General features: G+C 65.3%; 29 protein-coding genes. 10 read left to right on the top strand and 19 right to left on the bottom strand.

Annotation, left to right across the window (positions count from 1 at the left end):
• Positions 1–84: 84 nt before the first annotated feature.
• A complete protein-coding gene (locus ACVMIH_RS33785; protein ID WP_253624926.1) occupies positions 85–501 on the top strand; it encodes an META domain-containing protein in 417 nt (138 codons plus the stop codon).
• Positions 502–559: 58 nt separating this feature from the next.
• Here ACVMIH_RS33785 and ACVMIH_RS33790 read toward each other — a convergent pair whose 3' ends face one another.
• A complete protein-coding gene (locus tag ACVMIH_RS33790) occupies positions 560–1237 on the bottom strand; it encodes a hypothetical protein (RefSeq protein WP_253624925.1) in 678 nt (225 codons plus the stop codon).
• A 206-nt stretch (positions 1238–1443) separates the two neighbouring features.
• Here ACVMIH_RS33790 and ACVMIH_RS33795 point away from each other — a divergent pair, with 206 nt between their 5' ends.
• Positions 1444–2082 (top strand): bifunctional transcriptional activator/DNA repair enzyme AdaA, encoded by a 639-nt coding sequence (locus ACVMIH_RS33795; RefSeq protein ID WP_456856685.1) that lies wholly within the window; start codon positions 1444–1446, stop codon positions 2080–2082.
• A complete protein-coding gene (locus tag ACVMIH_RS33800; RefSeq protein ID WP_316395496.1) occupies positions 2039–2506 on the top strand; it encodes a PaaI family thioesterase in 468 nt (155 codons plus the stop codon). Before ACVMIH_RS33795 ends, ACVMIH_RS33800 begins: the two co-directional genes overlap by 44 nt.
• Positions 2507–2710: 204 nt before the next feature.
• Here the strand turns inward: ACVMIH_RS33800 and ACVMIH_RS33805 are convergent, their stop codons facing one another.
• On the bottom strand, positions 2711–3238 hold the full coding sequence (locus ACVMIH_RS33805) for an ester cyclase (protein WP_456864759.1): 528 nt from the start codon (positions 3236–3238) through the stop codon (positions 2711–2713).
• A 248-nt stretch (positions 3239–3486) separates the two neighbouring features.
• On the opposite strand from ACVMIH_RS33805, the gene ACVMIH_RS33810 reads away from it, so the two are divergent.
• Positions 3487–3684 carry a hypothetical protein gene (locus tag ACVMIH_RS33810; RefSeq protein WP_456853193.1) on the top strand — a complete coding sequence of 66 codons (198 nt, stop codon included), beginning with the start codon at positions 3487–3489 and terminating at the stop codon, positions 3682–3684.
• Between the two features lie 18 nt (positions 3685–3702).
• On the opposite strand, the gene ACVMIH_RS33815 is transcribed toward ACVMIH_RS33810, so the two are convergent.
• Positions 3703–4902 (bottom strand): hypothetical protein, encoded by a 1200-nt coding sequence (locus ACVMIH_RS33815; RefSeq protein WP_229192773.1) that lies wholly within the window; start codon positions 4900–4902, stop codon positions 3703–3705.
• A gap of 108 nt (positions 4903–5010) precedes the next feature.
• Positions 5011–5487: a MarR family winged helix-turn-helix transcriptional regulator gene (locus tag ACVMIH_RS33820; RefSeq protein WP_057018090.1), complete on the bottom strand. Its 477-nt coding sequence runs from the start codon at positions 5485–5487 to the stop codon at positions 5011–5013.
• Positions 5488–5585: 98 nt separating this feature from the next.
• Here ACVMIH_RS33820 and ACVMIH_RS33825 point away from each other — a divergent pair, with 98 nt between their 5' ends.
• Entirely contained in the window at positions 5586–5954 is a 369-nt protein-coding gene (locus tag ACVMIH_RS33825; RefSeq protein WP_076827529.1) for an antibiotic biosynthesis monooxygenase family protein, read from the top strand.
• 31 nt (positions 5955–5985) lie between these two features.
• Here the strand turns inward: ACVMIH_RS33825 and ACVMIH_RS33830 are convergent, their stop codons facing one another.
• The 3 genes from ACVMIH_RS33830 to ACVMIH_RS33840 all read right to left on the bottom strand — a co-directional run bounded on the left by ACVMIH_RS33830 (position 5986) and on the right by ACVMIH_RS33840 (position 8485).
• Positions 5986–6276 carry a hypothetical protein gene (locus ACVMIH_RS33830; protein ID WP_456853189.1) on the bottom strand — a complete coding sequence of 97 codons (291 nt, stop codon included), beginning with the start codon at positions 6274–6276 and terminating at the stop codon, positions 5986–5988.
• 90 nt (positions 6277–6366) lie between these two features.
• Entirely contained in the window at positions 6367–8013 is a 1647-nt protein-coding gene (gene groL, locus ACVMIH_RS33835) for a chaperonin GroEL (RefSeq protein WP_038388056.1), read from the bottom strand.
• Positions 8014–8188: 175 nt separating this feature from the next.
• Entirely contained in the window at positions 8189–8485 is a 297-nt protein-coding gene (locus ACVMIH_RS33840; RefSeq protein ID WP_018269780.1) for a co-chaperone GroES, read from the bottom strand.
• A gap of 318 nt (positions 8486–8803) precedes the next feature.
• Between ACVMIH_RS33840 and ACVMIH_RS33845 the strand changes: the two genes are divergently transcribed.
• Positions 8804–9322 (top strand): hypothetical protein, encoded by a 519-nt coding sequence (locus ACVMIH_RS33845; RefSeq protein WP_026192247.1) that lies wholly within the window; start codon positions 8804–8806, stop codon positions 9320–9322.
• 217 nt (positions 9323–9539) lie between these two features.
• On the opposite strand, the gene ACVMIH_RS33850 is transcribed toward ACVMIH_RS33845, so the two are convergent.
• The 3 genes from ACVMIH_RS33850 to ACVMIH_RS33860 all read right to left on the bottom strand — a co-directional run bounded on the left by ACVMIH_RS33850 (position 9540) and on the right by ACVMIH_RS33860 (position 10888).
• On the bottom strand, positions 9540–9818 hold the full coding sequence (locus tag ACVMIH_RS33850) for a hypothetical protein (protein WP_141339615.1): 279 nt from the start codon (positions 9816–9818) through the stop codon (positions 9540–9542).
• Positions 9819–10007: 189 nt separating this feature from the next.
• Positions 10008–10487, bottom strand: coding sequence for a hypothetical protein (locus ACVMIH_RS33855; RefSeq protein WP_244558799.1), 480 nt, complete (start codon positions 10485–10487; stop codon positions 10008–10010).
• 215 nt (positions 10488–10702) lie between these two features.
• Positions 10703–10888 carry a hypothetical protein gene (locus ACVMIH_RS33860; protein ID WP_456853187.1) on the bottom strand — a complete coding sequence of 62 codons (186 nt, stop codon included), beginning with the start codon at positions 10886–10888 and terminating at the stop codon, positions 10703–10705.
• A gap of 314 nt (positions 10889–11202) precedes the next feature.
• Between ACVMIH_RS33860 and ACVMIH_RS33865 the strand changes: the two genes are divergently transcribed.
• On the top strand, positions 11203–11646 hold the full coding sequence (locus ACVMIH_RS33865; RefSeq protein WP_456853185.1) for a hypothetical protein: 444 nt from the start codon (positions 11203–11205) through the stop codon (positions 11644–11646).
• Positions 11647–12437: 791 nt separating this feature from the next.
• On the opposite strand, the gene ACVMIH_RS33870 is transcribed toward ACVMIH_RS33865, so the two are convergent.
• Together ACVMIH_RS33870 and ACVMIH_RS33875 are read right to left on the bottom strand one after the other, a co-directional pair.
• Positions 12438–12752 carry a potassium channel family protein gene (locus ACVMIH_RS33870; RefSeq protein WP_456856683.1) on the bottom strand — a complete coding sequence of 105 codons (315 nt, stop codon included), beginning with the start codon at positions 12750–12752 and terminating at the stop codon, positions 12438–12440.
• A gap of 374 nt (positions 12753–13126) precedes the next feature.
• Positions 13127–13903, bottom strand: a complete 777-nt coding sequence (locus ACVMIH_RS33875) for a protein phosphatase CheZ (RefSeq protein ID WP_076827745.1) — start codon at positions 13901–13903, stop codon at positions 13127–13129.
• Positions 13904–14213: 310 nt separating this feature from the next.
• On the opposite strand from ACVMIH_RS33875, the gene ACVMIH_RS33880 reads away from it, so the two are divergent.
• The gene (locus tag ACVMIH_RS33880; protein ID WP_057018084.1) at positions 14214–15017 is read left to right on the top strand and encodes a L,D-transpeptidase; all 804 of its coding nucleotides are present in this window, start codon (positions 14214–14216) and stop codon (positions 15015–15017) included.
• Between the two features lie 267 nt (positions 15018–15284).
• Here the strand turns inward: ACVMIH_RS33880 and ACVMIH_RS33885 are convergent, their stop codons facing one another.
• The 6 genes from ACVMIH_RS33885 to ACVMIH_RS33910 all read right to left on the bottom strand — a co-directional run bounded on the left by ACVMIH_RS33885 (position 15285) and on the right by ACVMIH_RS33910 (position 21532).
• On the bottom strand, positions 15285–16136 hold the full coding sequence (locus ACVMIH_RS33885) for a DUF2076 domain-containing protein (protein WP_168856542.1): 852 nt from the start codon (positions 16134–16136) through the stop codon (positions 15285–15287).
• 129 nt (positions 16137–16265) lie between these two features.
• Positions 16266–17108: a ChbG/HpnK family deacetylase gene (locus ACVMIH_RS33890; protein WP_456853183.1), complete on the bottom strand. Its 843-nt coding sequence runs from the start codon at positions 17106–17108 to the stop codon at positions 16266–16268.
• Entirely contained in the window at positions 17105–18151 is a 1047-nt protein-coding gene (locus ACVMIH_RS33895) for a glycosyltransferase family 2 protein (protein WP_057016655.1), read from the bottom strand. The genes ACVMIH_RS33890 and ACVMIH_RS33895 overlap by 4 nt, the downstream gene beginning before the upstream one ends.
• Positions 18152–18292: 141 nt before the next feature.
• Positions 18293–19270: an ATP phosphoribosyltransferase gene (gene hisG, locus ACVMIH_RS33900; protein WP_057016654.1), complete on the bottom strand. Its 978-nt coding sequence runs from the start codon at positions 19268–19270 to the stop codon at positions 18293–18295.
• Positions 19267–20433, bottom strand: a complete 1167-nt coding sequence (locus ACVMIH_RS33905; RefSeq protein WP_316395503.1) for an ATP phosphoribosyltransferase regulatory subunit — start codon at positions 20431–20433, stop codon at positions 19267–19269. Before ACVMIH_RS33905 ends, hisG begins: the two co-directional genes overlap by 4 nt.
• 322 nt (positions 20434–20755) lie before the next feature.
• The gene (locus ACVMIH_RS33910; RefSeq protein WP_310879645.1) at positions 20756–21532 is read right to left on the bottom strand and encodes a 16S rRNA (uracil(1498)-N(3))-methyltransferase; all 777 of its coding nucleotides are present in this window, start codon (positions 21530–21532) and stop codon (positions 20756–20758) included.
• A 450-nt stretch (positions 21533–21982) separates the two neighbouring features.
• On the opposite strand from ACVMIH_RS33910, the gene ACVMIH_RS33915 reads away from it, so the two are divergent.
• Both ACVMIH_RS33915 and ubiA read left to right on the top strand, forming a co-directional pair.
• Positions 21983–22717: a hypothetical protein gene (locus tag ACVMIH_RS33915; protein ID WP_057016652.1), complete on the top strand. Its 735-nt coding sequence runs from the start codon at positions 21983–21985 to the stop codon at positions 22715–22717.
• A gap of 10 nt (positions 22718–22727) precedes the next feature.
• Positions 22728–23660: a 4-hydroxybenzoate octaprenyltransferase gene (ubiA, locus tag ACVMIH_RS33920; protein ID WP_057016651.1), complete on the top strand. Its 933-nt coding sequence runs from the start codon at positions 22728–22730 to the stop codon at positions 23658–23660.
• 225 nt (positions 23661–23885) lie between these two features.
• Here ubiA and ACVMIH_RS33925 read toward each other — a convergent pair whose 3' ends face one another.
• Positions 23886–24410 carry a DUF6101 family protein gene (locus ACVMIH_RS33925; RefSeq protein ID WP_057016649.1) on the bottom strand — a complete coding sequence of 175 codons (525 nt, stop codon included), beginning with the start codon at positions 24408–24410 and terminating at the stop codon, positions 23886–23888.
• Between the last annotated feature and the right edge of the window lie 5 nt (positions 24411–24415).

Raw genomic sequence — 24415 nt, forward strand, 5'->3', positions numbered from 1 at the left:
TTTTCCGGCGTTGCCAATCTGGCCAATCGCGTTCTGCTCCCATAGAAGGGGCCCGCAGTTGCGCGTCGCATTTCGAGGATTGGCATGGTTTCGATGAGGCGAGGTTTGAACGGCGGCATCGCCGCGTTGGCGCTGGTTGCCGCGGCTCTCGGCGCGGGTCCGGCGCGGGCCCAGGAGGAGTTCCCGTTCGGCTTCGTGATGACGCTCGACGCCGCGCGCATGCCGGGCTCCAAGCGGATTCCCTCGATCGAGGTCGGCGACAATGGCGAGGTGATCCTCGAGCTGTGGTGCGACGGCGGCAAGGGCCAGTTTTCGGTGGCCGGCAACACCATCGTCTTCGTTCCCGGCGCGATGGAGAACCGCACCTGCACGCCGGAGCGGGCGCAGGCGGACAAGGATCTGCTGGCGGCGCTCGGCGACATGACGGGCTGGCGGCGGCACGGTGACGAGGTGACCTTCACCGGCAGCAAGTCGTTGCGTTTCGTGATCAACAGCAACTAAAGCGTTAAGCGAAGCGGACGGCGGTTCGCGTTCAAGGAAACGCGTCAAGACAAAACGCTCAGGGCGTTGCGATCAGTCCGCTTGCGGTGGCGACGATCCAGCGGTTGCCCCAGCGCACGATGGAATCGACCCGTCCGAGGCCGGGCACGACGTCGCCGCGCGCGGCCATCTTGACGCCCTCGGGCCCCTCGAGCACGGCGGTGCCGTCGCGGACTTCGACCACCGACCATCCCGGGATGGTGCTCGGCCGCGTCTCCGGCGCCGCCGCCGGCGCCTGCTTCGGCCCCAATGCGGCGGCCTGTGCATTCAAGGTCGTCGGCGCGGCGCCCAAGGCGAGCGGGCGCGGGCTGGCCGGTGTGGTTTTGGGAATGCTGCCGGTGACGACGGGGTCGGCGTTGGACGCGGCCCGGCGCGGGCCCTCGTTCTTTCGGCTCGGCGCCACCTCCGCAATGTGCGGGGCCGGCGCTTCCTTCTGGGCCACCGGGACCGGGGCGGGAGCTGCAAGGTCGTGCCAGTTGGCTCCGCCGGTCCATCCCAGCACGAAGCTTGCAGCGAGTGCGGTCGCTGCCAAGAGCGCGGTGCCGATGCGGTCGGCAAACGGCTCCCGCAGCAGCAGGGCGGCGTCGTGGTTCTCGCCGGTGACATCCCAGAGGTCCGCCGTCTGTGCCGGCGAATGACCCTCCGGCACATCCGTCGGCCAGATGTTCGCAGCGTTGATCGGCTCGCGGTCTTGCATGGCGTGACCTGTGTTCGATGGCGCGAAGCATGATCCTCGAAACTAAATCGAGCCTTAATTTTCGGTGACCGAACTGCGGCGGCACGAAGTCTTTTGGTCGCAGGCCCCCGTAGATGCCCGGGTATCTTCCGCACCAGCGGTCGTTTCCGGACGTCGTCCCCGCAAAGCGGGTCGTCGCGGCGCGCGGGCGGGGCTATAGCGGTCGCATGCTCGATTTCGCCGCACAATATGCAGCCTTTCAGCGCCGCGACCCGGCCTGGGACGGCGTCGTGTTCGTCGCGGTCAAGACCACCGGCGTGTATTGCCGCCCGGTCTGCCGGGCGCGCACGCCGCTCGCGCGCAACGTGCGGTTCTATGGCAGCGCGGCGTCGGCCGAGCGTGCTGGCTTCAGGCCCTGCCTGCGCTGCCGTCCCGAGGCGGCGCCGTTCTGCCCGGCCTGGAAGGGCACCAGGACCACGGTCGAGCGCGCCCTGGCGCTGATCGAGGAGGGCGCGCTCGACCGCGGCAATGTCGAGGCGTTGGCGGGGCGGCTCGGCGTCGGCGCGCGGCATCTGTCGCGTCTGTTCGCCGAGCATCTCGATGCCTCGCCGCTCCAGGTCGCGCTGTCGCTGCGCGTGCAGCGCGCCAAGCGCCTGATCGACGGCAGCGAGCTGCCGCTTGCGTTGGTGGCGCAGCACGCCGGCTTCTCCAGCGCGCGGCGCATGAATGCCGCATTCGCAAAACTCTACGGCCGCTCCGCCGCGTCGCTGCGGGGCAAGCGGCCAGCCGTCACGATGCAATCAACCCCGATGGAGATCGGCAATGGCCAAGAGCTACGGCACCGTCAGTGCGGAACAGAAGCTTAAGATGAGCGGCCTCGCATTCGTGCAGGGTCTCGCCAGCGGCGCATTGCCGCTCAACACCATCGCGCGGACACTCGGTTATGACGTCGCCGAAGCCGAGCGCGGCCGCGTCGTCGTCACGCTGGTACCGACCGACGCGCATCTCAATCCGGCGGGCACCGTGCATGGCGGCCTCACCGCGACGCTGCTCGACAGCTGCATGGGGCTTGCGGTGCAGTCGACGCTCGATGCCGGCACCAGCCAGACCACGCTCGAGTTCAAGATCTCGCTGGTGCGTCCGATCACGCCCGACACCGGTCCGATCAGGGCGGAAGGCAATGTGCTCAATTGCGGCCGTCGCATCGGCACCGCCGAAGGCAAGGTCACCGACGAGCAGGGAAGATTGCTCGCGCACGGCACGACGACGTGCCTGATCTTCCCGTCTTGACGCAAATTGCGGCCGCGAGACCGCGCCGGCGCTGCATCGGGAGATACGATGCCGGCGCAGCAATATTGGAATGCCTCCAGCAAGCCTGCGGCTTAGAGACCTTCAAGTTCACCGTGCCGATCGATTGCGTTACCCGAACGCGCATCAAGCGCGTTCGGGTAGTCATGATGCGATCGTCGATGGAGCCATGCACTCTGGCCGTGCTCAGCGCGGCCCTTCCGGATATCCCGGCATGTTGCTCCAGCCGGCGGGCAGCTCGCCGCCCGGCCGCGACGCGGCTCCGTCGCTTTCGGGCAAACGAATGAGGCCGAGCTGCAGCATGGCGGTGATCGCATCTTCCTGTCCGAACTCTTCGGCGATCCGTCCGTCCTGCACGCGCAGCACGGTGGTGCCGGCGAACGTCATCTTGCGGCCGGAGGCCGCGGGCAACGAGCCGAGGCGGAAGTCGCTGAACGCAGGTCCCGTGTGCGTACCGCCGCCTTCCCAGCGGCCGACGACGAGATCACCTTCCGCGACGAGATCGCCGACGCCCCAGAAATTGAGATCCGGAAAGGCTTCGCGAAATTCGGTCATGAACTGCGTGACCGCGGCGCGGCCCTTCTTCGGTTCGTGCATCGGGTAGTGCACGACAATGTCTGCTGTGGCGAGCTCGTTGATGATGCGCGGATTCCAGGGGTTGCCCCAGAACTCCTTGAACCACCGGCCGACGACGTTCTTGTTTTCCTCTGACATCTCTTCGTCTCCATTTGCGCGTTGCCAGTATCGCGACCGGCGCTCTCTCGATGCGCGCAGTGAACATTTGGAGGCGTGTCTCGCACCACCCGATTTCAGATCGGGCGAGCGATCGAGTTTCAGACGAGATTCCGCTGTGTCGATATGGCGCTTAGCACGGCTTCTCGAGCGTCGTCGCGGAATCGGGAAGCGGGTGGCTCGCGAAAGACGAATGCGAGAATCTGATTGCGATCACGCAGGAGAACATCATGCGCAACTTCGATGCGATCGCCGCGCTGCGCGGCGACGGACTTCGTAACGAGCTGCGGGCGCTGCTCGATCGCGCTGCGATCGAGCCTCGTTCCGAATTGTTCGCCAGAAGCGACGGGATGCTTCAGTCCGGTCCGGACGCCACCCCGAAGGCGGTGCGCGACAACGTCGTGCCGCTGAAGACGAAGGCGGCTTAACTCAGGACAGCGGCGGCCTTACCGCCACACCGACTTGTCGGCGTCCCAGCGCTGGCCCTTGAACTCCTTGAGCAGCGCGTCGATCGCGCCGTTGTCGTCCCTGGTCTCGCTGCCTTCCTCGTCGCTGCTGGAATCGTCGGACAGATTGAGCTTGGCGCCGGCGCTGTCGTCCGATGTCGAAACGGTGGGGCTCGAGACCCACAGCATCAGCCGGTCAGAGCTGCCGGGCTTGTCGGGCGAGACCAGGGCAGTGATCTCGTAATTCTGGGTGAGGCCGAGTGCCGGGTAAATCGCGCTGGGCCGCTTCAGCACCAGCTTGAGCTTGCCGGTGTTCGCGTTCCACGTCGCCGAGGCGGGCTTTGCGGCAAGCGTCTTCGCCAGCACGCCCGCGATCGCGGTTGCCAGCTTGTCATGGTTGAGTTTGTCGCCCTCGCGCCAATCGGCGGCAGCAAAGCGGATGGTGCGGTCCATCTCGACCACCCCGCTGGTCCAGCCGGCCGCGGTCACGCCGGGCGCGGATTTCGCCTTGGCGAGCAGCGCGCCGGCGTGCTCGGGATCGACGGTGAGGTTGATGGTCTGCTCGCCGGAGCGCATCGCATCGCAGGTCACCGCAAGGCTGGAGGTGCCGATCTCGACGGCCTCGCCTTTCAGGCTCTTGAGGAAATCCGCCGCCGCATCGAGCTTCACCCGCACACCGATCGATTCCGGCGAAACGTCAGTGAAATCCTTCGGCTGCGGCGTGATGCCGTCCTCGGTGGCCTGGTTGTCCTGGAATTCCTTCTCGCTGAGATCGGAATTGTCCGTCGAGGCGACCTCGGTCACGGTCTGGCCGATCGTGATCTGGCCGCGGAACTCAAAACCGTCGCCGGTTTGCTTGCGGTTCAGTTTGACGGTGACCGGCTGCTTGTCGGCGACGCTCTGGGCGGTGCCGGAAAGCGTCTGGCCGCTGACGGTCAGGTTGGCGACGAAGCGGTCCTTGCGGTCGGAGCTCTTGTCGGCGGGATAGCAGACGTCGAGCACGGCCGCGGTCACGGTCTTGCCCTGGCGGGTTTCCTTCAGCACGACGTCGGCATTGCCGTCCATCAGGCCGTCGATCGAGGTGAAATAGCGCGTCTCGGGGCCATTGGCGGGAGCCGCCTTCGATTGCAGCTTCATCTGGGCGAGGGCAGGCGCCGAGGTGACGGCAAGACCGAGCAGCAGGAGCGGGAGCGCGCGCATACGATAAGTCCTCGAAGGGCAGAATCGGTTCCGTCGTAACTAGCAAACCTCCATGTCATTGGCCAAAAAAGAAGGCCGCCTAACGGCGGCCGCGCGCCGCGATCGCGGTCATGTGCGTTCGTCAGGTTCCTCGCCGCCCTCCAGTCGGCCGCGCAGCACCGTCACGACCCGGCTCACGGTTTCGAGGTCCTTCATCGACAGCCCGTCGGCGAGGCCGTTCACCCAAGGCAGCTGCAGGCGCATGGCCGCGTCGAAGCTTTGCCGCCCCTTGGCGGTCAGCACGACGAGCTGGGCGCGGCGGTGATGCGGGTTGGTTTCGAAGGCGACGAGCCCGTCCCGTTCGAGGTCGTTGACGATCCGCTGCACGTTCTGTCGGGCAGCGCCGAGGTCGCGCGCCAGCCATGCGACCGGTTGCGGGCGCTCTGTGGCGACGATGGCGCCGAGGATCTGCCAGCGCGCGCTGGTCAGCCCGAGCCCGGCCACCAGCCGGTCGCCTGATGTGAACAGCAGGCTGTTGAGCCTGAACAGGTCGGGAATCAGGGTGCTCAGGGCTTCGCCCGCCGGCGTTCGTTTTGCATTCGGCATTTGTCATCATATAAACGTATTGACACCATGATGTCAATTTCTGTATGTATCCGTCAGTCCGGAATGACATCATAACACCATATCGAACGGAGCCAACCATGCCGCAGATGCGCCCCCTGGACCCCGCTTTCCCGATCGACCGCCAGCTCGCGGTCGATGCCAGCAACGTCGTGCTCGTCAACCTCTTCACGCTCGATGCGGCCGACGAGGACACGTTTCTCAAGGCCTGGCAGGACGACGCCGCCATCATGAAGCGGCAGCCGGGCTTCATCTCGACCCAGCTGCACCGCGCGCTCGGCGAGAGCCCGGCCTATCTGAACTACGCGGTCTGGGAATCGACCGCCGCCTTCCGCGCCGCCTTCATGAACCCCGAGTTCAGGGCCAAGCTCTCGGCCTATCCGGCCTCGGCGGTAGCCTCGCCGCACCTGTTCCAGAAGGTGGCGGTGCCGGACATCTGCGTGGCGTAACGGACTGTCAGGCCGTCGCGTCAAGGATCGCTCAGCTGTGCACGAGGATGCCAACCCCAAGCGTGGAAGCAGCGGCCAGAAACGAGATGTCCAGAAATCGCAACGGCGCTTTTGGACGATGACCGGCAGAACCCGAAATGACGTAATAGACGCCATAACCCGCGCCGAGGACGACAAACGTCAGCGTTTGCCTGAGCCAGAACGTCAAGACGACCGCAAGATCATCGATGCTGTCCAGGGCATAGGCGCCGACCGCGAGCAACGTGCCGATCGCGTAGAACAGCACGAGCGTTGACGTCAGTGATTTGGCGTCGCGGGACATCAGATGATCCTTGCATCCCGATCGTAATCAAACTGCAAAAAAGAAGGCCGCCCGGAGGCGGCCTTCGATCTCGATAGGGATGGGGGAGGCTTAGAAGCCGCCCATGCCGCCCATTCCACCCATGCCGCCGCCGCCCGGCATTGCCGGCGCCGCGTCCTTTGGCAGTTCGGCGACCATGGCTTCGGTGGTCACGAGCAGACCGGCCACGGAGGAGGCGTCCTGCAAGGCGGTGCGCACCACCTTGGCGGGGTCGATGATGCCCTTGTCGACCATGTCGACATAGTCCTCGGTCTGGGCGTCGAAGCCGAAGGTCTCCGACTTGTTCTCGAGGATCTTGCCGACCACGATCGAGCCCTCGACACCGGCGTTCTCCGAGATCTGGCGGACCGGAGCTTCGAGCGCCTTGAGCACGATGTTGATGCCGGCCTGGACGTCGGCATTCGGGTTGGTGAGCCGGCCGACCGCCTTCTTGGCGCGCAGCAGCGCGACGCCGCCGCCCGGCACGATGCCTTCCTGCACCGCGGCGCGGGTCGCGTTCAGCGCGTCCTCGACACGGTCCTTCTTCTCCTTGACCTCGACCTCGGTCGCACCGCCGACCTTGATGACGGCAACGCCGCCGGCGAGCTTGGCGAGGCGCTCCTGCAGCTTCTCACGGTCGTAGTCCGAGGTGGTCTCCTCGATCTGCGCCTTGATCTGGCCAACGCGGGCGTCGATGTCCTTCTTCTTGCCGGCGCCCTTGACGATCGTGGTGTTCTCCTTGTCGATCACGATCTTGCCGGCGCGGCCGAGCATGTTGATCGTGACGCTCTCGAGCTTCATGCCGAGGTCGTCGGAGATCAGCTGACCGCCGGTCAGGATCGCGATGTCCTCCAGCATCGCCTTGCGGCGATCGCCGAAGCCCGGCGCCTTGACGGCGGCGACCTTGAGCCCGCCGCGCAGGCGGTTGACGACCAGGGTCGCCAGCGCCTCGCCCTCGACGTCCTCGGCGAGGATCAAGAGCGGACGGCCCGACTGCACCACGGCTTCCAGCACCGGCAGCATGGACTGCAGGCCGGACAGCTTCTTCTCGTGCAGCAGGATGTAGGCATCCTCGAGCTCGGCGGTCATCTTCTCGGCGTTGGTGATGAAGTAGGGGCTGAGGTAGCCGCGGTCGAACTTCATCCCCTCGACGATATCGACCTCGGTCTCGAGCGACTTGTTCTCCTCGACGGTGATCACGCCCTCGTTGCCGACCTTCTGCATCGCCTGCGCGATCATCTTGCCGATCGCGGCATCGCCATTGGCCGAGATGGTGCCGACCTGGGCGACTTCGGACGAGGAGGCGACCGGCTTGGCGCGCTTCTCGATGTCCTTGATCACGGCCGCGACCGCGGTGTCGATACCGCGCTTGAGGTCCATCGGGTTCATGCCGGCGGCGACCGACTTGGCGCCCTCGCGGACGATGGCCTGCGCCAGCACGGTCGCGGTGGTGGTGCCGTCACCGGCGGTATCGTTGGTCTTGGAAGCGACCTCGCGCAGCATCTGCGCGCCCATGTTCTCGAACTTGTCGTCGAGCTCGATCTCCTTGGCGACGGTGACGCCGTCCTTGGTGATGCGGGGAGCGCCGAAGCTCTTCTCGATGACGACGTTGCGGCCCTTGGGGCCGAGCGTCACCTTCACGGCGTTGGCGAGCACGTCGACACCGCGCAGCATGCGGTCGCGGGCCTCTCCGGCGAATTTTACGTCCTTGGCAGCCATTGGTTTGAACTCCTGTCAGTTTTGAGAGACGCGCTTGCCGTTTCCGCGCTCGTCATCGCCGGGCTTGACCCGGCGATCCATCGCCTTGGTAAGAACTCTTGGGAAGCGTGATGGATGCCCGGATCAAGTCCGGGCATGACGATGCGAGTGGTGCGGTCGCGCGGTTGAATGGCGATCAGGCCAGCACGCCCATGATGTCGGACTCCTTCATGATCAGGAGCTCCTGGTTGTCGAGCTTGACCTCGGTGCCCGACCATTTGCCGAACAGCACGCGGTCGCCGACCTTGAGGTCGATCGGGATCAGCTTGCCGGCCTCGTCGCGGCCACCCGGGCCGACGGCGACGATCTCGCCCTGGGACGGCTTCTCCTTCGCCGAGTCCGGAATGATGATGCCGCCCTTGGATTTCTCCTCGGCATCGATACGCTTGACCACGACGCGGTCGTGCAGGGGGCGGAAGGTGGATTTAGCCATGACGTTCCCTCTTGGAGGCTCGGTTTCAGGTCCGGTTCATCGGGACCGGTGTTGGATGCCGGCCCGGTCGGCGCTGGGCAGGACGCCCGACGCTCTTAGCAATCGTGGTGCGAGAGTGCTAATTGTGGGCCGGGAAATATGGCTTGGCGCAGTTTCTGTCAAGCAAACGGGTTAAGGCCTTGGTGAGGCCAATATAGGATGGTGGACCAGAAACCAAATCGTAGCGATGACGTAATTTTGTCAGACGTCATTGCTCCGTCTTAAGTTTTACGCTTGGCTGCAGGACGGGTGCGGCCGGGACATAGTCGGGGGATGCATATGATCAGGTCATTCAACGCGCGATTGGTCGCACGGTTCGCGGCTGTTTCGGCGCTGACGACACTCTTGGGGGCGTGCGGCAGCATGAGCCTGCCGTCGTTGTCGTCGAACCCTGAGCCGGCGCCAGCCGAGCCGGGGGTCGCCCCCGAAATGCCCGCAAGCATCCGCGCCGATGAGATCGTCGGCCGCTGGGGTCTCGCCTCGTTCCAGAATCCCGCCGATCGCGCCCGCACCGAGGCCGCCGCGCGCGGCCAGTGCAAGCAGCCTTACGTGATCGGCGCCGGCCAGAACGGCGGCGTCATCATGCATCTGGCCGACCAGGCCACCCCGCAGGAACTGCGGCTGAAGGGTTCCCCGAGTGGCAAGAACTATATCGGCCCGCCTGGACCGACGCCCGGCGAGCAGGACCGCGAGATCGTCTCGTTCGACGGCCGCGTCATGATCACCCGCTTCGTCGACAAGGACGCCGGGGTCCGCTACGGCAACATGGTCTACGTCCGCTGCGCTCCGAGGGCGTAAAGGCCGGCGATCAGTTTTCCACCGATCTTTGCCGGTTCGCCTCTCCCCTTGTGGGAGAGGCCGGATTGCATCGCCAGATGAAATCCAGGCGAGGGGTCTCTCACCGCGAGTGAGCCCCTCTTCTGGCTAGCGGATAGAACCCCATATCCGGCGCGGATTGCATCCGCGCCACCTTCTCCCACAAGGGGAGAAGGGAAGGAGACCCGCAAACACGGCCTTATCGCCGCACGCCAACCCGATTGACGCCGCCATTCAAATTGCCGCCCGCATTGTGGCGGACCGCAGCGCGCGCCACCGGACGAGGCCTGAGCACAACGCCTGCCCGCGCCACGCAGCCTGCCGGATAACCGACATACGTGCAGTAAATCACGGCGTTGGCCGGTGCTGGACTGAGAGCGGCGCCTGCAAACCCCAACATCAGGCTCGCCGCTATTCCCGCAACCGTCACTGACTTGGTTGGAAAAATGTTCGTCCGACGCATGGTGATCCTCCTCATCGCACGTGAACTGAAGGTGATGGAGCCCGCTTCAGATGCGGCCCAAGGTATCGTCAGTGGCAAAAGGGGGAGGCGATGTTGACGTAGATCAACGCCGCGCGCGACCCGTCGCCGCGTGGGATTGATCTGCTTCATCGTGAAAGAGGGCGGCTCAGGGAGCCGCCCTCTTTCGCTGCCGTTGCGCCGGCTTCACTGACAGACGTACATGCGGCCGTCAGCCATCTTGGTCATCGTGCCGGGCTCGCAGCCGATACCATTGGCTGCCTTGTACTCCGTCCATCCGGCATATCCGTAGTACGGACTGATCCTCTGGTAGGCTCGTGCCGGATAGTAGGGCTGGCCGAAGTAGGGATCCGTCTGGGCGGCATACGAATTGGTCCAATCGTTTGTGCCCCAGCCGGAATAGGCCGGCGCGGTAGCGGCGGCCGCAGCGACCGCTGCCGTAGCGGCGACACCCGCGCCCACCCCGTACCCGTACGCGGCGCGCCGGGTCTGACGACGCGCGACGCCGGCGACGCTCACGGGCGTCAGCGGCCGGCCCACACGCGCCTGGGCACTTTCGACCGACGCCGAAAGACCGCCCCGCTCGGACCAGGTGATGGAGAACAGTGTCGCACAAGCGATAGTCGAAAGCGCAATTGCAGTATTTCGGACAATTCTTTGCGTCATGTTCAATCTCCAGTGTTGAGTACTCCAGTGGCTCCGCCCCAATCAGTGATCCGGTAGCAAGGCGCACGCCATCAGCGCGATTGAAAGAAGCCCGGCGCTCATCGTCGCACCTTCAAAGACGACCTCGCGCTGTGCTTACCGGCGGTTGGCTGTCCTCACCACAAGCTCAAACGCTCGCTTCCACCACGCGCCGCTTGTTGCACTTGCGGCGATTGCTATTGCGATACGAACTGCTTGCCAATTTTTAATAGGAGGCTCTGCACGTTGGTCACACGCAGCGAGCCGGCCGCGAATGTATGATCCGGCGCTGGACGAAAATGCGAATCCTCGCGCTGGGCGACCGGAATGATTCCGGAAGTCCCATGCAACCGGCACCCAATGTTGGCTCCCGGCATACGCATGACAATTTCCCTTACGCAGTAATATGCACCCGCGACAACAAACCTGCCAGCGGATTTGCAACCGTCGACGCTGGCACAAGATGCATGTTGTCGAGACGGAGGATCGGACTGATTCATCACTTGTCGCGATACTGTTGATCTATGTCAAAGGTCCTGAAGTTCTTGAATGGGACGCTGGTGTCGACCACGCGCACGTCAATGCGGTCTCGTCGGCCGGTAGCCGCCTGACGCTGTGCTGAGTCATGCTTCAGCGCAGATGCGTGCCCTTGGGCAAAGAAGCCTGGCGATGTGCACAATGGCGGATGGAGCGATCCATGCCAGTGGCGCGGTATTTCCTGTATATCGGCGGAGTGCTGCTCGCGCTGCTATTCCTTCTGGATGCCACCATCCCCAATTCTCCACTGGCAAAGCAGCCCGACTCGAGTCGTCCGACCATTCGCATCCGTTCGATGCAAAAGCTGCCTGACCTTGTCGTTTACGACACCAGTCTCCCGACTATCGTTCCTGAACAGGTCGCGGAAATTCCTGCTCCAGCCGCGGCCGAAACTGTCGGGCCTTCCCCGATCGTTCGCGAGCGGGAAGCGTTTGCCCAGATGCAGAAATCCGAAATCGAGCGGCCAAAATCGTCGGGCCGCAAGGCGAGGGAAGCCAAGCCGCCTCGGAAGTATGCCCATGCCAGGAGATACGCGCCGTCACCTTATGCGCATTTTGCGGAGCGACGTCCGCGATATGGGTGGTTCGGCAACTTCATCTGGTGATCAGGTAGCATATGCCTGCGGTGAGGGGACGCATGCCTGCGAGCCTTGACGCAAGTCAAGGCCGGGCCTTTCCATCGCTATGGAGTGGAGCTGTGGTGCCTCAAAGGATTAAATGGAGGAACACAATGATCCGCTTGTTTGCTGTCTTTATCTTCGCTTTGTGTGTTGGAGCACCTGCGCAAGCCATGACACCCGCGCCGCTCCCCCAGACGGAAACAATGGCAATACCGGTGGCCGTCGGCTGCGGTCCGGGCCGGACGCGTATCAATGGTGTATGCGTAGCAAGGACGACCGTCCGTCAAACTCGCCGAGCCGTTCGCAGATGCGTGCGCTGGCAGGGAGGGGTCTGCGCCTTGTATGAATGAACGACTCTACTGGCGTTCAGGTCGCGACTGGGCGCCAGTACTGTAGTGCATCCGGTCGAATGCCGCTTCTAAATCATCCATGACAATCAGCGGCGACAATCCGTCGGGCCTGCCGTGCCTTACTGAGCTTCGAGCCACAGGACGGTCAACAGCAGGATCGGCCAGAGCGCGCTCGCGGCCAGAGTGATGCGGAGCACCACGTCACCGCTCGATGGTTCGACCCATCGACGCCTGAGCTGACGAGGCAATTTGCTCGATTGAAATGCGCGTTGTGGTTGGCGAGCCGATCCGACTTTTGCAGCGCCGATGGGAGGTGCCGCGGCTCGATGTCGCAGCAAGCTCTTCTCGTCATAGAGGACGTGATTTGACGGGTTCGGTTTTAAGCACCCGGGTGCCATGAACGATCCCTTCTATCGGGCACCTAATCTACGTCGGAAAACTTGAAGGCGATAGGGCGGTTTGTGCCAAGGGAGCGAGGCTCGGTCGCCCGAAGCCCGAAGTAGCGCGAGCCGGGTTCGCAGCGTGAAATACAAGCCTTATGAGCCCTGGTCTCTCAGTTCGAGCGTAACGAGCCTCGCCAGCAGCGTGGCCGGGTAAAGCTGGCCGATCACGCTCTCGACATTGCACAATGCGCGCTAGCGGGTGCACAGGGATGATGTCCCCGTAGCCGGTAGAAGTGAGCGTGACGAAGCTGAGATAATAGACCGAGCTCGCAGGGGCTGAGTCATCCTCGAAATTCATTCCCTTGAATGCATCCGGAAACCACAACCCGAGGAAGACGAATAGCGTCCCGAAGCCGAGCCCGATCAGCAGATACAGCAGGGCCGCGCCGATGATCCGATGATAGGCGACGCGACCGCGCCGGAATACGGCGTGCGCAACCACCGCTCCGAGCGTGAGCGAGATGGCGAGCCAGCCGGCAGCCAGTATGGCGATGTTGTATGGCGACGGAGGATAAAGAATGCTGCGATTGGTAAGTCGCCTTGACCGATCCGACGCGTTGCGACCATCGGCTTGCGCGGAGGGCGAGGCGGCGATCCTCGCGGGAGTTGCACCATCGCTCAAACAAAACGCCGGCCCGAGGGCCGGCGTTTTTCGTGTTGATCTGACGAACCTCAGTTGAACATCGCGTCGATGTCGTCCTGCGAGGCGTGGCCGGCGTCGCCGTCGAGCTTCGGACCGTTGAGCAGGCGGGCATCGCCCTCGCGGGTGTCGACGATCGCCGGGACGTGCGACTTGATGGCGTCGACGCCGCCCCAGATGTTCATCATCTCGTTGATGTGCTGTTCGATGAACTTCATCGTCTGCATCACCTTGCTGATGCGCTGGCCGGTGAGGTCCTGGAAGTTGCAGGCCTCGAAGATCGAGACCACGCGCTCCTGAATATCTTCGCTGAGCCGCTTCTGCTGGTCGGGCGTGACGTTGTTGGCGAGCGCGGACGCGGCCTGGTCGATCGCCTCCACCGCCTCGAGGATCTGCTGGGTGGCCTGTTCGGTGCCGCCGACCACGGCGCCGAGCTCGCCATTGACCTTGGCCATCTCCTCGCCGTTGAAGCTCTTGCCGTGCAGCACGGCGATCTCGCGCTTGGTGCGGCTGATCGCGTCGTGGATCAGGTCGAGCTCGACCTTGAGCTTCTCGCACTGTTCGACCTGCGCACGGTAGGTCTCGAGCAGCGCGTGGGTCTCGGCGACTTCGCGGGCGACCGCCGCATCGACGCTGTCGCCGGTGCGCTGTGCCGGGGCTGCGGCCATCTGGGCGCGGATCGAGCGAAGCTCGGCCATGATCTCGCGATGCATCGGACCGAGATCGGCGCCGCCCGTAACATCCGGCTCCGGCATCACAACCTCACCCATCGCCTGCTCGACACGAAAACGCTTGCGCTTCACTGACATGATTTTCATTCCCGCCCCTTCACTGAAGTCCGTTCTAGACAGAGCGGATTTAACGTCAGGTTCACGCCGGAACTGTTTGCGCGGATAGCGCGCAAGCGCGGCGCTACCTGCGATTAACCATGCTGCCGCGCCGTTCACGCAAAATAAACGCTGTCGGGGAAAACCGCGCTCCATTGCCGATGTGGTGAATCGAAACGACCGCTCCGTTTACCAAACCGATGCGGTTTTCATTGCTTATTGACCACGTGCAACGGCGCAAAGTCGGCGCCGCGCGCATCACGTCACGACGAAACCAGTACAGAGTACGTCGATGTTCAGGAAAACCACGCTTGCGCTGCTCGCCGGCGCGTCTTCTCTTATTGCCGTTCCCCATCGCGCCATGGCGATCGACGCGGCAGCGCCCGCCGGGCCCGCCGTCATCTATGCCAATCAGGGCGCTCCGCAGCCGCCGATGCGCACCGCCTATGTGCAGCCGCAGCGCTCCAACATGGGCGGCGGCTTCATCGAATTCCTGTTCGGCGATGCGCCGTCGTCGCAGGGTTATTCGCCACAGCCGTATCAGCAGCAGCCTGGCTATTACGGCAACCGTCAGCTGCCGCCGATGGATCCGCAGCAGCAGATGCTCCGGCAGCAGGAAGAGGCCGCGGGCGATCCGGCGCAGCGTCCGTTCGATCCGAGATACGAGAAGCAACTGGTCGACTATAGCGGCAAGGAAAGCGCCGGCACCATCGTCGTCGATACGCCGAACAAGTTTCTCTATCTGGTGCAGGGCGACGGCCGCGCGCTGCGCTACGGCATCGGCGTCGGCCGGCCCGGCTTCACCTGGGCCGGCGTCAAGACGATCTCGGCGAAGAAGGAGTGGCCGGCCTGGACGCCGCCGCCGGAAATGCTGGCGCGCCGTCCCGATCTGCCGCGGCACATGGAAGGCGGCCCGGAAAATCCGCTCGGCGCCCGCGCGATGTATCTTGGCTCCTCGCTCTATCGCATCCACGGCTCCAACGAGCCCTGGACGATCGGCACCAACGTCTCATCCGGCTGCATCCGGATGCGCAACGAGGACGTCATCGACCTCTACGGCCGCGTCAATGTCGGGGCCAGGGTCGTTGTGATGTGAAGTTGTAGCCCGGATGGAGCGAAGCGAAATCCGGGACAGCGAGCCGCACGATGCGTCAACCTCCCCTTGAAAAGGGGAGGTCGCTTTGCTCAACAGAGCAAAGCGGGTGGGGATCATCTCTCTCCACGAGCAGCGGCGTTTGTGGCTGACCCCCATCCCGACCTTCCCCCTTTCAGGGGGAAGGAGAACAGCTTCTGCCCAGGCTACGACTGATCAAATGAAAACGGCCGCTCGATGGAGCGGCCGTTTGTGTTTCAGGTGAGACGCTTACGCGTAATTGCTGTCGTCGCCGTCGCCGCCACCATCGAAGCCGTCGTCATCATTGTCGAAGTCGTCGGCGTCTTGATCATCGTCACTGTCCCGGTCGGCCTGCGCTTGGTCGAACGCGCCAGCGCGCGAGCCGCTGTCGCGGTTGGAGCCGATGTCGTTGACCCCGGCGTCGCGCGCGAGGTCGCTCGACGACTGGTCGCCGCCCCAGGGACGCGAACCGCCGCCGAGGCCGCCGGCATCGGCCATCGACTGGTGGCTGCCGCCACCCATCATGCCGCGGATGCTGGAGAGCAACAGTCCGCCGCCGACCACGCCGGCCGCGGCCGCCGCCGCCGTGCCGAGGAACGAGCCGCCACCGCCACCCGGCGCGCCGCCGAGCGCCGGCGGCTGCGGGCCGCCATAGCCCTGGCCGTAGGGTTGCGCGGGCTGGCCGTAAGGCTGGCCATAGCCGCCGCCGGCCTGCTGCATCGCCTGGCCCGAGTTCCAGACCGGGCGGCTGCCCGGATCGCGGCCGCCCATGTCGGGTGCCCGCACCGGCGGCACCGAACCATGTTGCTGGCCCTGTCCGCCGAAGATCGCATCGCGCATCGAATCGAGGAAACCGCCGCCCTGCTGCTGGGCTCCCTGCTGCTGGCCGACCGCGGCCTCGAGTTCCTGGATCCGGTCGTGGGCGCGCTTCAGCGCCTCGTCCTGCACCAGCGCGGTCTGCACCAGCACGTAGACCGCATTCGGCGCGCTGCGCAGGCCCTGCATGATCGCGGACATGGCCTCGCCGTCGCGCGGGGCATTCTCCAGCTTGGCGAGCCGGTCGAAGAGATCGTCGATCAGTTGGCGTTCTTGCGGTGTCATGGCGTTCTCCATCGCGTCGATCGAATCGGCGCGTCCGAGATGTAGGACGGGGTTTGTGGCGCAAGGAGTGGGGGCCAGAATTAAATTTATGTATGCGACAATACGACCGGCCGCTTTTCGTGAACCCTATCAGGCCAGTGTAACTTTATTCAGGGCCAGCAGCGCGGGGAAATTGACGCCTGCCAGATAGGCATGTTCGGTCTCGCGCTGCGTCGTCAGCGGGTCGAGGCTCTTCAGCGTTTCATCGACGAAACCGGGATGGCACATCACGAGCCCGTCCTCCGGCATGCCGTCGAGGAAGCCCTGCATCAGCGCCGCGAAATCATTGCCGCGCGTAAAATCATAGGCGCCGGCGAAGGCCGGATTGAACCGCAGGCCTGCTCGCTGCGCCTTGATCCGGAATTGCGTGCTGAGCACGTTCAGCACCAGCGCCTTCGGCGCCGCCAGCTGGCGCGCCAGCGGGCCTTCGCGGCCGCACTGCCGCACCCAGGCGCCCGGCGCGCGCTCCTTCACGGCGCGCAGGAAGCCGTCGCGCACCTGCGGGAACAGCTGCGCGTGCTGGTGACCGTCGACGAAGTCGGGTGCGCGGCCGAACAGATCATGGAAGGCGTCGAGCTGCGCCAGCACCTCGGCATGGACCAGTTCGGCGTCGAGCCGATGCATCAGCCCGGCGCGCAGCAGCCGCGGGAAGGGCAGGAACATGTCGCCGTCGAGCGGGCGGAAATGCATCGTCAGCGGCCGGAACGGCGCGGTCAGCGTCACATGCAGCCCGATCGCGCAGCGCGGGCTGTCCGCCACCGATGCCGCGAGCGCGGCCGCCGCCTCCCGGCCGATCGCCGGCGTCACCGTCATCACCGACGTCGCATTGAGGCGGCCGCGCTCGATCAGGTCGCGGATCGCGCGGTTGACGCCGTCGCTCAAGCCATAATCGTCAGCACACAGCCAGATCCGGCGCGGCGTATCGGTGTTCATTCCGCGGCGGTCCGCTCGGAGGCATTTTGCGCCGCGCCGCCGTCGGCGTGCTTCTCGGTGTGCTCGGCGACGAAGTAGATCGGCCGCGCCTTCAGCTCGGAGAGGATCTTGCCGATATATTCGCCGACGATGCCGATCATGATCAGCTGCACGCCGCCGATCGTCATCATGCCGATCATCAGCGACGGATAGCCGGGGACCTGCTTGCCGGTGGTCAGCACTTCCCACAGGATCGAGAGGCCGAACAGGAACGCCACGCCGGCGAGCAGCGCGCCGAGCAGGCTGGCGAAGCGCAGCGGCGCCACCGAGAACGAGGTCAGGCCCTCGATCGACAGGCCGATCAGCCGGCCGGCATTGAAGGTGGTGACGCCATGCGCGCGCGGCGCCGGCTCGTAATCGACGCGGATCTGCCGGAAGCCGATCCAGCTGGCGAGGCCCTTGAAGAAGCGGTTGCGCTCCGGCAATTGCCGCAGCGCCGCGGCCGCGCGCGGCGACAGCAGACGGAAGTCGCCGGCATCCTCCGGGATCTGCTGCCGGGCGCCCCAGTTGATCAGCGCGTAGAAGCCGCGCACGGCCAGCCGCCGCGCGGCCGATTCATTGTCGCGATGCGCCTTCGCCGTGTAGACCACGTCGTAGCCGTCATCGATCCAGTGCGCGACCAGTTGCTCCACCAGCGTCGGCGGATGCTGGCCGTCGCCATCCATGAACAGCACCGCGCCGCGGCGGGCGTGGTCGAGGCCGGCCATCAGCGCCGCCTCCTTGCCGAAATTGCGCGACAGCGACACCACCTGCAGGTCGAGCCCGTCGGCGGGCAGGCCGCGCGCGATCATCAGCGTGTTGTCCGCGCTGCCGTCATCGACATAGATCACCTCGCAGGCGAGGCCATAGCGGGCGCGCAGCGTCCTGGCGAGGTTGATCAGCCGCTCATGCAACGCAGCAAGCCCGGCCGCCTCGTTGTAGACGGGCACGACGATCGACAGACCCTGCCCGGCGGCGGTCTTGGCGGTCGTGGTCAGGCTGGAAACGTCAGAGCCCAGCATCATCGGTCAGGTTCCAGAACTAGAGCGTTTTCGAGCGAAATGGCCTTCCGCCTCGCACGAAGAAACCGCGTCAAAACGAGAGATCCCTCGAACACAATATGGTACCGCAGGGTAGCTGTCGCCAACATGAACGGCGTGGCCGCCTCACTGTCGCAGGAACGCCTCGAGCCTGGCGAACAGCGGGTTCTCGCGGTCGAACACATAGTCCAGCGACACCACCGACACGGTTTCGGCGCCGTGCTCGCGCAGGAAGCTGCCGAGCGCGTAAAGCTTGCCCGGTGGGCAGTGCAGCGTAAGCATGCCCGACGAGGTCGGGCCGCCGAACGGGGTGACCACGCCGAAGCGGTTATGCGCCTCCGACAGCAGCGCATCGTTGCAGCCGGCGAAGCGGGTGCGGACCTCGCGATACTTGCTGGCGCGGGCGCGCGCAGCGATATGGTCGAGGATCACGCGCGCGGTCTCGCGGGCGCCCTTCGACCAGTCGGCATCCTTGGACGCCACCAGATTGGCCTGGCTGCGCAGCATGACGCCGTCGTCGAGCACCTTGAGCCCGTTGGCGGCAAGCGTCGCCCCGGTTGTCGTGATATCGACGATCAGTTCGGCGGTTCCGGCGGCGGGCGCGCCCTCGGTGGCGCCGGCGCTTTCGACGATGCGGTAGTCGCCGACGCCGTGTTTGGCAAAGAAGCCGCGCGTCAGATTGATGTATTTGGTCGCCACCCGCATGCGGTGATTGTGCTGCTCGCGGAAGCCGCTTGCGACGTCGTCGAGATCGGCCATGGTGCGGACGTCGATCCACGCCTGCGGCACCGCGACCACGACATTGGCAAAGCCGAAGCCGAGGCCTTCGATCATCAGCACGCGCTTGTCGGCATCGGGAATGCTCTCGCGCACCAGGTCCTCGCCGGTGACACCGAGATGCACTGAGCCGCGAGCCAGATTGGCCGCGATCTCGCTCGCCGAGAGATAGGCGATCTCGACATTGTCGACGCCGGCTATGGTGCCGCGATAGTCGCGGGCGCCGCCGGCCTTCGACAAGGTCAGCCCGGCGCGGGCGAAGAAGCTTTCGGCGTTTTCCTGCAGCCGCCCCTTGGAGGGCACGGCGACGACGAAGGGCGTGCTCATTGGGCGGCTCCGAAGGAGGTGGCCTGGCCATGCCGGGTCATCGCCTCGATCCAGACCGAGAAGCCGACCGCGGGGATCGGAGCCGCCGAGCCGAGCTGCGTCATCAGCCCGTCATAGCGCCCGCCGGCGACCAGCGGTTCGGCGCCGTTGCCCTTGGCGTGCAGCTCGAACTCGAAGCCGGTGTAATAGTCGAGGCCGCGGCCGAAGGCGGTGGAGAACCGGGTCTTTCGGATGTCGATGCCGCGCGCGGCCATGAAGCCGATCCGGCTCTCGAGCTGGTCGATCGCAGCGGCAAGGTTCAGCTTGGCCTCGCCAGCCAGCGCGCGCAATTGCGCGACCGCGTCGTCGGGATCGCCCGCAATCGCCAGGAAGCGCTTGATGGTCGCGACCGCATCGCGCGGCAGTGCGCCGCCCTTCAGCGTCGATTGCTCGAGGAAACGGTCGGCGATCTCGGCCACCGTGCGGCCGCCGACATTGGTGGTGCCGGCGATCGACATCAGATCGGTGACCAGCGCCAGCGCCGCCTTGCGGTCGGAGCCGGCCAGCGCGGCGAGCACGCCCTCATATTCGTTGCGGCCCGGCGCGGTCTTGAGCGTCAGCTGCTCGATGTCGTCGGTCAGCGAGACCTTGCGGTTGAAGTCCTTGATCAGCCGGCGCCGCCACACCGGATAGAGGTCGAGCGCATCGATCAGCGCGTTGAACAGCGCGACGTCGCCGGTGCGGATTTCGACGTCCTTCAACCCGAACGCCGTGGTCGCCTCCAGTGCCAGCGCCAGCATCTCGGCATCCGCCGCGGCGCGATCCTGCCGCCCGAACGATTCGATGCCGGCCTGCAGGAACTGGCTCGGCGCGCCGCCGCGATAGCGGAACACGGGGCCGAGATAGCTGAAGCCGGCGGGCTGGCCGGCGCGGGCGGAGGCGAGGTAGTCGCGCGCCACCGGGATCGTGAGGTCCGGGCGCAGGCAGAGCTCCTCGCCGCTCGGGTCCGTCGTCAGATACAGGCTCTTGCGGATGTCCTCGCCGGAGAGATCGAGGAACGGCTCGGCCGGCTGCAGGATCGCGGGCTCGGACCTCTGATAGCCGGCCTGCGCGAACGAGGCCAGCAGCGCATCCGCCCAAACGGCGGATCCGGCGGCGGATCGTGGTGCGGCAGCTTCGGTCATCTCGACGTCCAATAGGTCCGGACCAGGTTCCGGCGCGGGTTCCAAGGGTGGTTCGGGGCAGCCCTTACCATGGCCGGATCGGGGTTTCGACAGGGATCGGCCAAGTGGCTTAATGATTGGGTTCGTTAACGATTTTGCGACGACTTGGCTAGGGGCAGATGTTGTCCTCGGCTTTCATCGGGTAAGCGAGCTGCAGGTTCCGTCATCCCGGCGCAAAGGCTTCGCCTTTGTCGCTGGAGGCGCGAGCGCAGCGAGCCTCGAAGGATCGACGGCCACCAGCCGGGCTGTGCATCCTTCGAGGCTCGCCGAAGAGGCTCGCACCTCAGGATGACGGGGAGGGAGTGCGTGGCCCATTTCCTCGCCAGTCCCCCAGTGCCGCCTGTACCAGCGCCAGCGCGGCGACCGCGGCGGTGTCGGCGCGCAGGATGCGCGGGCCGAGGGCGAGGCGGAGGATGGCGGGCTGGCGCAGCAGCAGCGCGCGCTCCTCCTCGGCAAAGCCGCCTTCCGGACCGATCAGGACATCGATCCCGGCATTCGCAGCCGTTGCCGCCGCCAGCGCCTGCACCGGGCTTTCGACCTCGGCCGCCTCGTCGCAGAACACCAGCAGCCGCGCCGGATCGCGGCCCGCCAGGAAACGTTCGAGGGGCAGGGGATCGGCGACTTCGGCGAGCGAGATGATCCCGCATTGCTCGGCGGCCTCGACCGCATTGGCGCGCATCCGCTCGCCGTTGACCCGCGACACCTGGGTGAAGCGTGTCAGCACCGGCACCAGCCGCGCGGCGCCCATCTCGACCGCCTTCTGCACCATGTAGTCGAGCCGCGCATGCTTCAGCGGCGCGAACACATAGGTGACGTCGGGCAGGCGGTCCTGTGCGCGGGTCTGTGCCGCGACCGTCAGCATGTCGGCCCGCTTGCGGCCGGAAATCTCAGCGCGCCATTCGCCGTCACGCCCGTTGAACACCAGCACGCTGTCGCCGGCGCCGAGCCGCAGCACGTTGCCGAGATAGTTGCTCTGATCGCGTTCGAGCGGAACGGTTGCGCCGGCGCCGAGCGGGGCGTCGACAAACAGGCGGGGGCTGCGGAAATCGAGTTCAGGCATATCCGAGGCGGCTTCAGTGCGGTGTGGCCAGTTTACCAAACTGCGCGACACCGTAATCCCGCGGACTCCTCAGGAACTCGCCAGCCAGGTAATATTGAGCGTCGATATATTGCTTCTGTCACCAAGTCATTTCTTTAGTCCAAGGGGCCGCTTGCACGCGGTCCCTTTTGCTGTTCGGTCGCCCGCGGCGTCGGCCCATGAATCCAAACCGGGGCCTTACCGAAAATCCTGTTCAGGCAAATTTGATGGTCCATTTTTACCGCCGTTCGTAGCCTAAAGGCTTAGAATCGGGGAACAATTTAATATGGCCGGTGTGGCCCTACGCCGCGCTGTCGCCCAAATCCACGGGTTGTTAAGGCCTCACAGGAATCGTAAAACGCCCCCAAAATTCGTTGCTTCGTTTTTGTTGCGCTGGGGTTGCCTGGACCTTTTGCCGGAGAAACACCCTCGATGATCCGCCGTCTGATCGTGCTGACCGTTGCTGCGACCGCCCTGTCCGCGGGGCAAGCTGCTGCCCAGAGCGCTTTTCCGGCCCCGTTGCCCAATCAGGCCGGTAAGGCCGGCACCGCGTCCGACCCCGCGTTTCCGCCGGTCAATGGCATGCGTCCAAGCCAGGCCGGAACCGCCTCGGATTCCGCATTCCCGCCGGTCAACGGCGCGCCGGCGGCCAGGGTCGGTGCCACGCCGTCGGCATTTCCGAGCAGTGGCGCGGCCCCCATCGCCGGCGGCGGGCTGTCGTCGCCGCCCCCGCCGGGTGCGGGTGGTGGTGGTGCCGCCGACGCCTGCATGAAGAATTTCACGCCGCTGCGCGAGGATGCGGAGAAGCGCGGCAAGGCGATCAAGGCGGCGAGCGATCGCCACGCCAGCCCCCAGGAGGCCTGCAAGCTGATCGGCAATTACAGCCAGGCCGAGATCAAGATGATCAAATATGTCGACACCAACGCACAGAAGTGCGGAATTCCGCCGCAGATCGCCGACCAGCTCAAGGCCGGACACAAGAATACCGAAGCGCTGCTGAAGAAGGTCTGCAATGTCGCGGAGCAGGCGGCGGCGCAGCCGCGTGGGCCAGCGGGGCCGAGCTTGAGCGACGTACTCGGTTCGTCCGCCTCGCTGCCGGAAGCGACGCCGACCAAGAAGGGCGGCAGCACCTTCGATACGCTGAACGGCAACGTCCTCACCCGTTGAGGGATCACCCATGAGCGATGTCTCCACCCGCGTTGCCGACTCCACAGGCAACTGGGTGGATACCCATGCGCCGGTCTGGACGCGGCCCTATCTGCGGCTTGCGCGCTACGACCGGCCGATCGGCTCCTGGCTATTGTTGATGCCGTGCTGGTGGTCGGCGGCGCTTGCCGCCGGCGTCGCGCATGATGTGCGTTCGCTGCCGCTCGTGGTCCTGCTGTTCTTCATCGGCGCCTTTGTGATGCGCGGTGCCGGCTGCACCTGGAACGACATCACCGATCGCGATCTCGACGCCAAGGTCGAACGCACGCGGTCGCGGCCGATCCCGGCCGGGCAGGTCACGGTGACGCAGGCGGTGGTCTTCATGGTCCTGCAGGCGCTGATCGGGCTTCTCGTGCTGCTGCAGTTCAACCGCTTCGCGGTGATGACCGGCATCGCCTCGCTTCTGATCGTCGCGATCTACCCGTTCATGAAGCGGATCACCTGGTGGCCGCAGGTCGTGCTCGGCCTTGCCTTCTCCTACGGCGCGCTGATGGGATTTGCGGTGACGCTCGAGCGCATCGATCTGGCCGCGATTGCGCTCTACGCCGGATCGATCGCCTGGGTGATCGCCTACGACACCATCTACGCCCATCAGGACGCCGAGGATGATGCGCTGATCGGCGTCAAATCCACCGCGCGCCTGTTCGGTGCACGCACCCATCGTGCGCTCGTGATCTTCTATGGTCTCGCCGTGCTCTTGATCGGCGTGGCGTTCGCACTCGCAGGGGCGCGCTGGCCAGCCTGGATCGGGCTGGCGGCGTTTGCGTTGCATCTCGCCTGGCAGGTCCGGCGGCTCGACATCAGCGATGGCGCGCTCTGCCTGCGCATCTTCAAGTCCAACCGCGACGCCGGCTTGATCCTGTTCGCGAGCCTCGTCGTCGACGCGGTGCTGCGCGCGGCGTGATGACTTCGCAGGATGGGCGGAGCGAAGCGTACAAACCCATGATTCGGCGGCCGCGCCACAAACTCGCCGTCGTCCCGGCGAAGGCCGGGACCCATAACCACCAATGCTTCTTGTTGTGCGACGCTGGAACGACGAGTCCCGTCAACGACATCTGCTGCGGCGTATGGGTCCCGGCCTTCGCCGGGACGACACCGATTGTGAGGCAAATGGAGCGAGACGGTCAGATTAATCCCGCGCGATGATCTCGCGTTCGCCGCGATGTATGCTGGTGCCGTTGAGGCTGACACCGGCGCGGCGGCGGACCAGGAATTTCGGTCTCCGCGCGCGGATCGCGTTGCGGCGACGGCGGCGCGGGGAGGGCGTCCGCGGCGCAGGCTCGGTCAGTTGCGGGAGACGGAAGATGTCGCTCCACATCTGCCAGGCGGAGCTGATCTCCTCGGCATCCGAACTGGAGCCGAGCGGAACGCTGAGCGCGGGATCGCGGTGAACCAGCACCAGCATCTGCGCGTCGTCGATGCCGCGCACCGCGACGCCGAGAAAGTCGCTGACGCGAACATTGACCGCCATCCGCATGCCGAGAACGGCACGGCGCAGCACGACGTGTTCGCGATGAAGCTCGACCTGCCGCATGCCGCCATCCGCGCGCGCGTCCTGCGCGTGGAAGCTGAGCGGAAGGGAAAGAGGGTCGAGCCGCAACGCGCAGCTCGACCCGGCGGAATTGATTCCGCTTGTTGGTGTTTGACGCCTCAAAGCTC

The sequence above is a fragment of the Bradyrhizobium sp. USDA 4503 genome, from assembly GCF_054055815.1.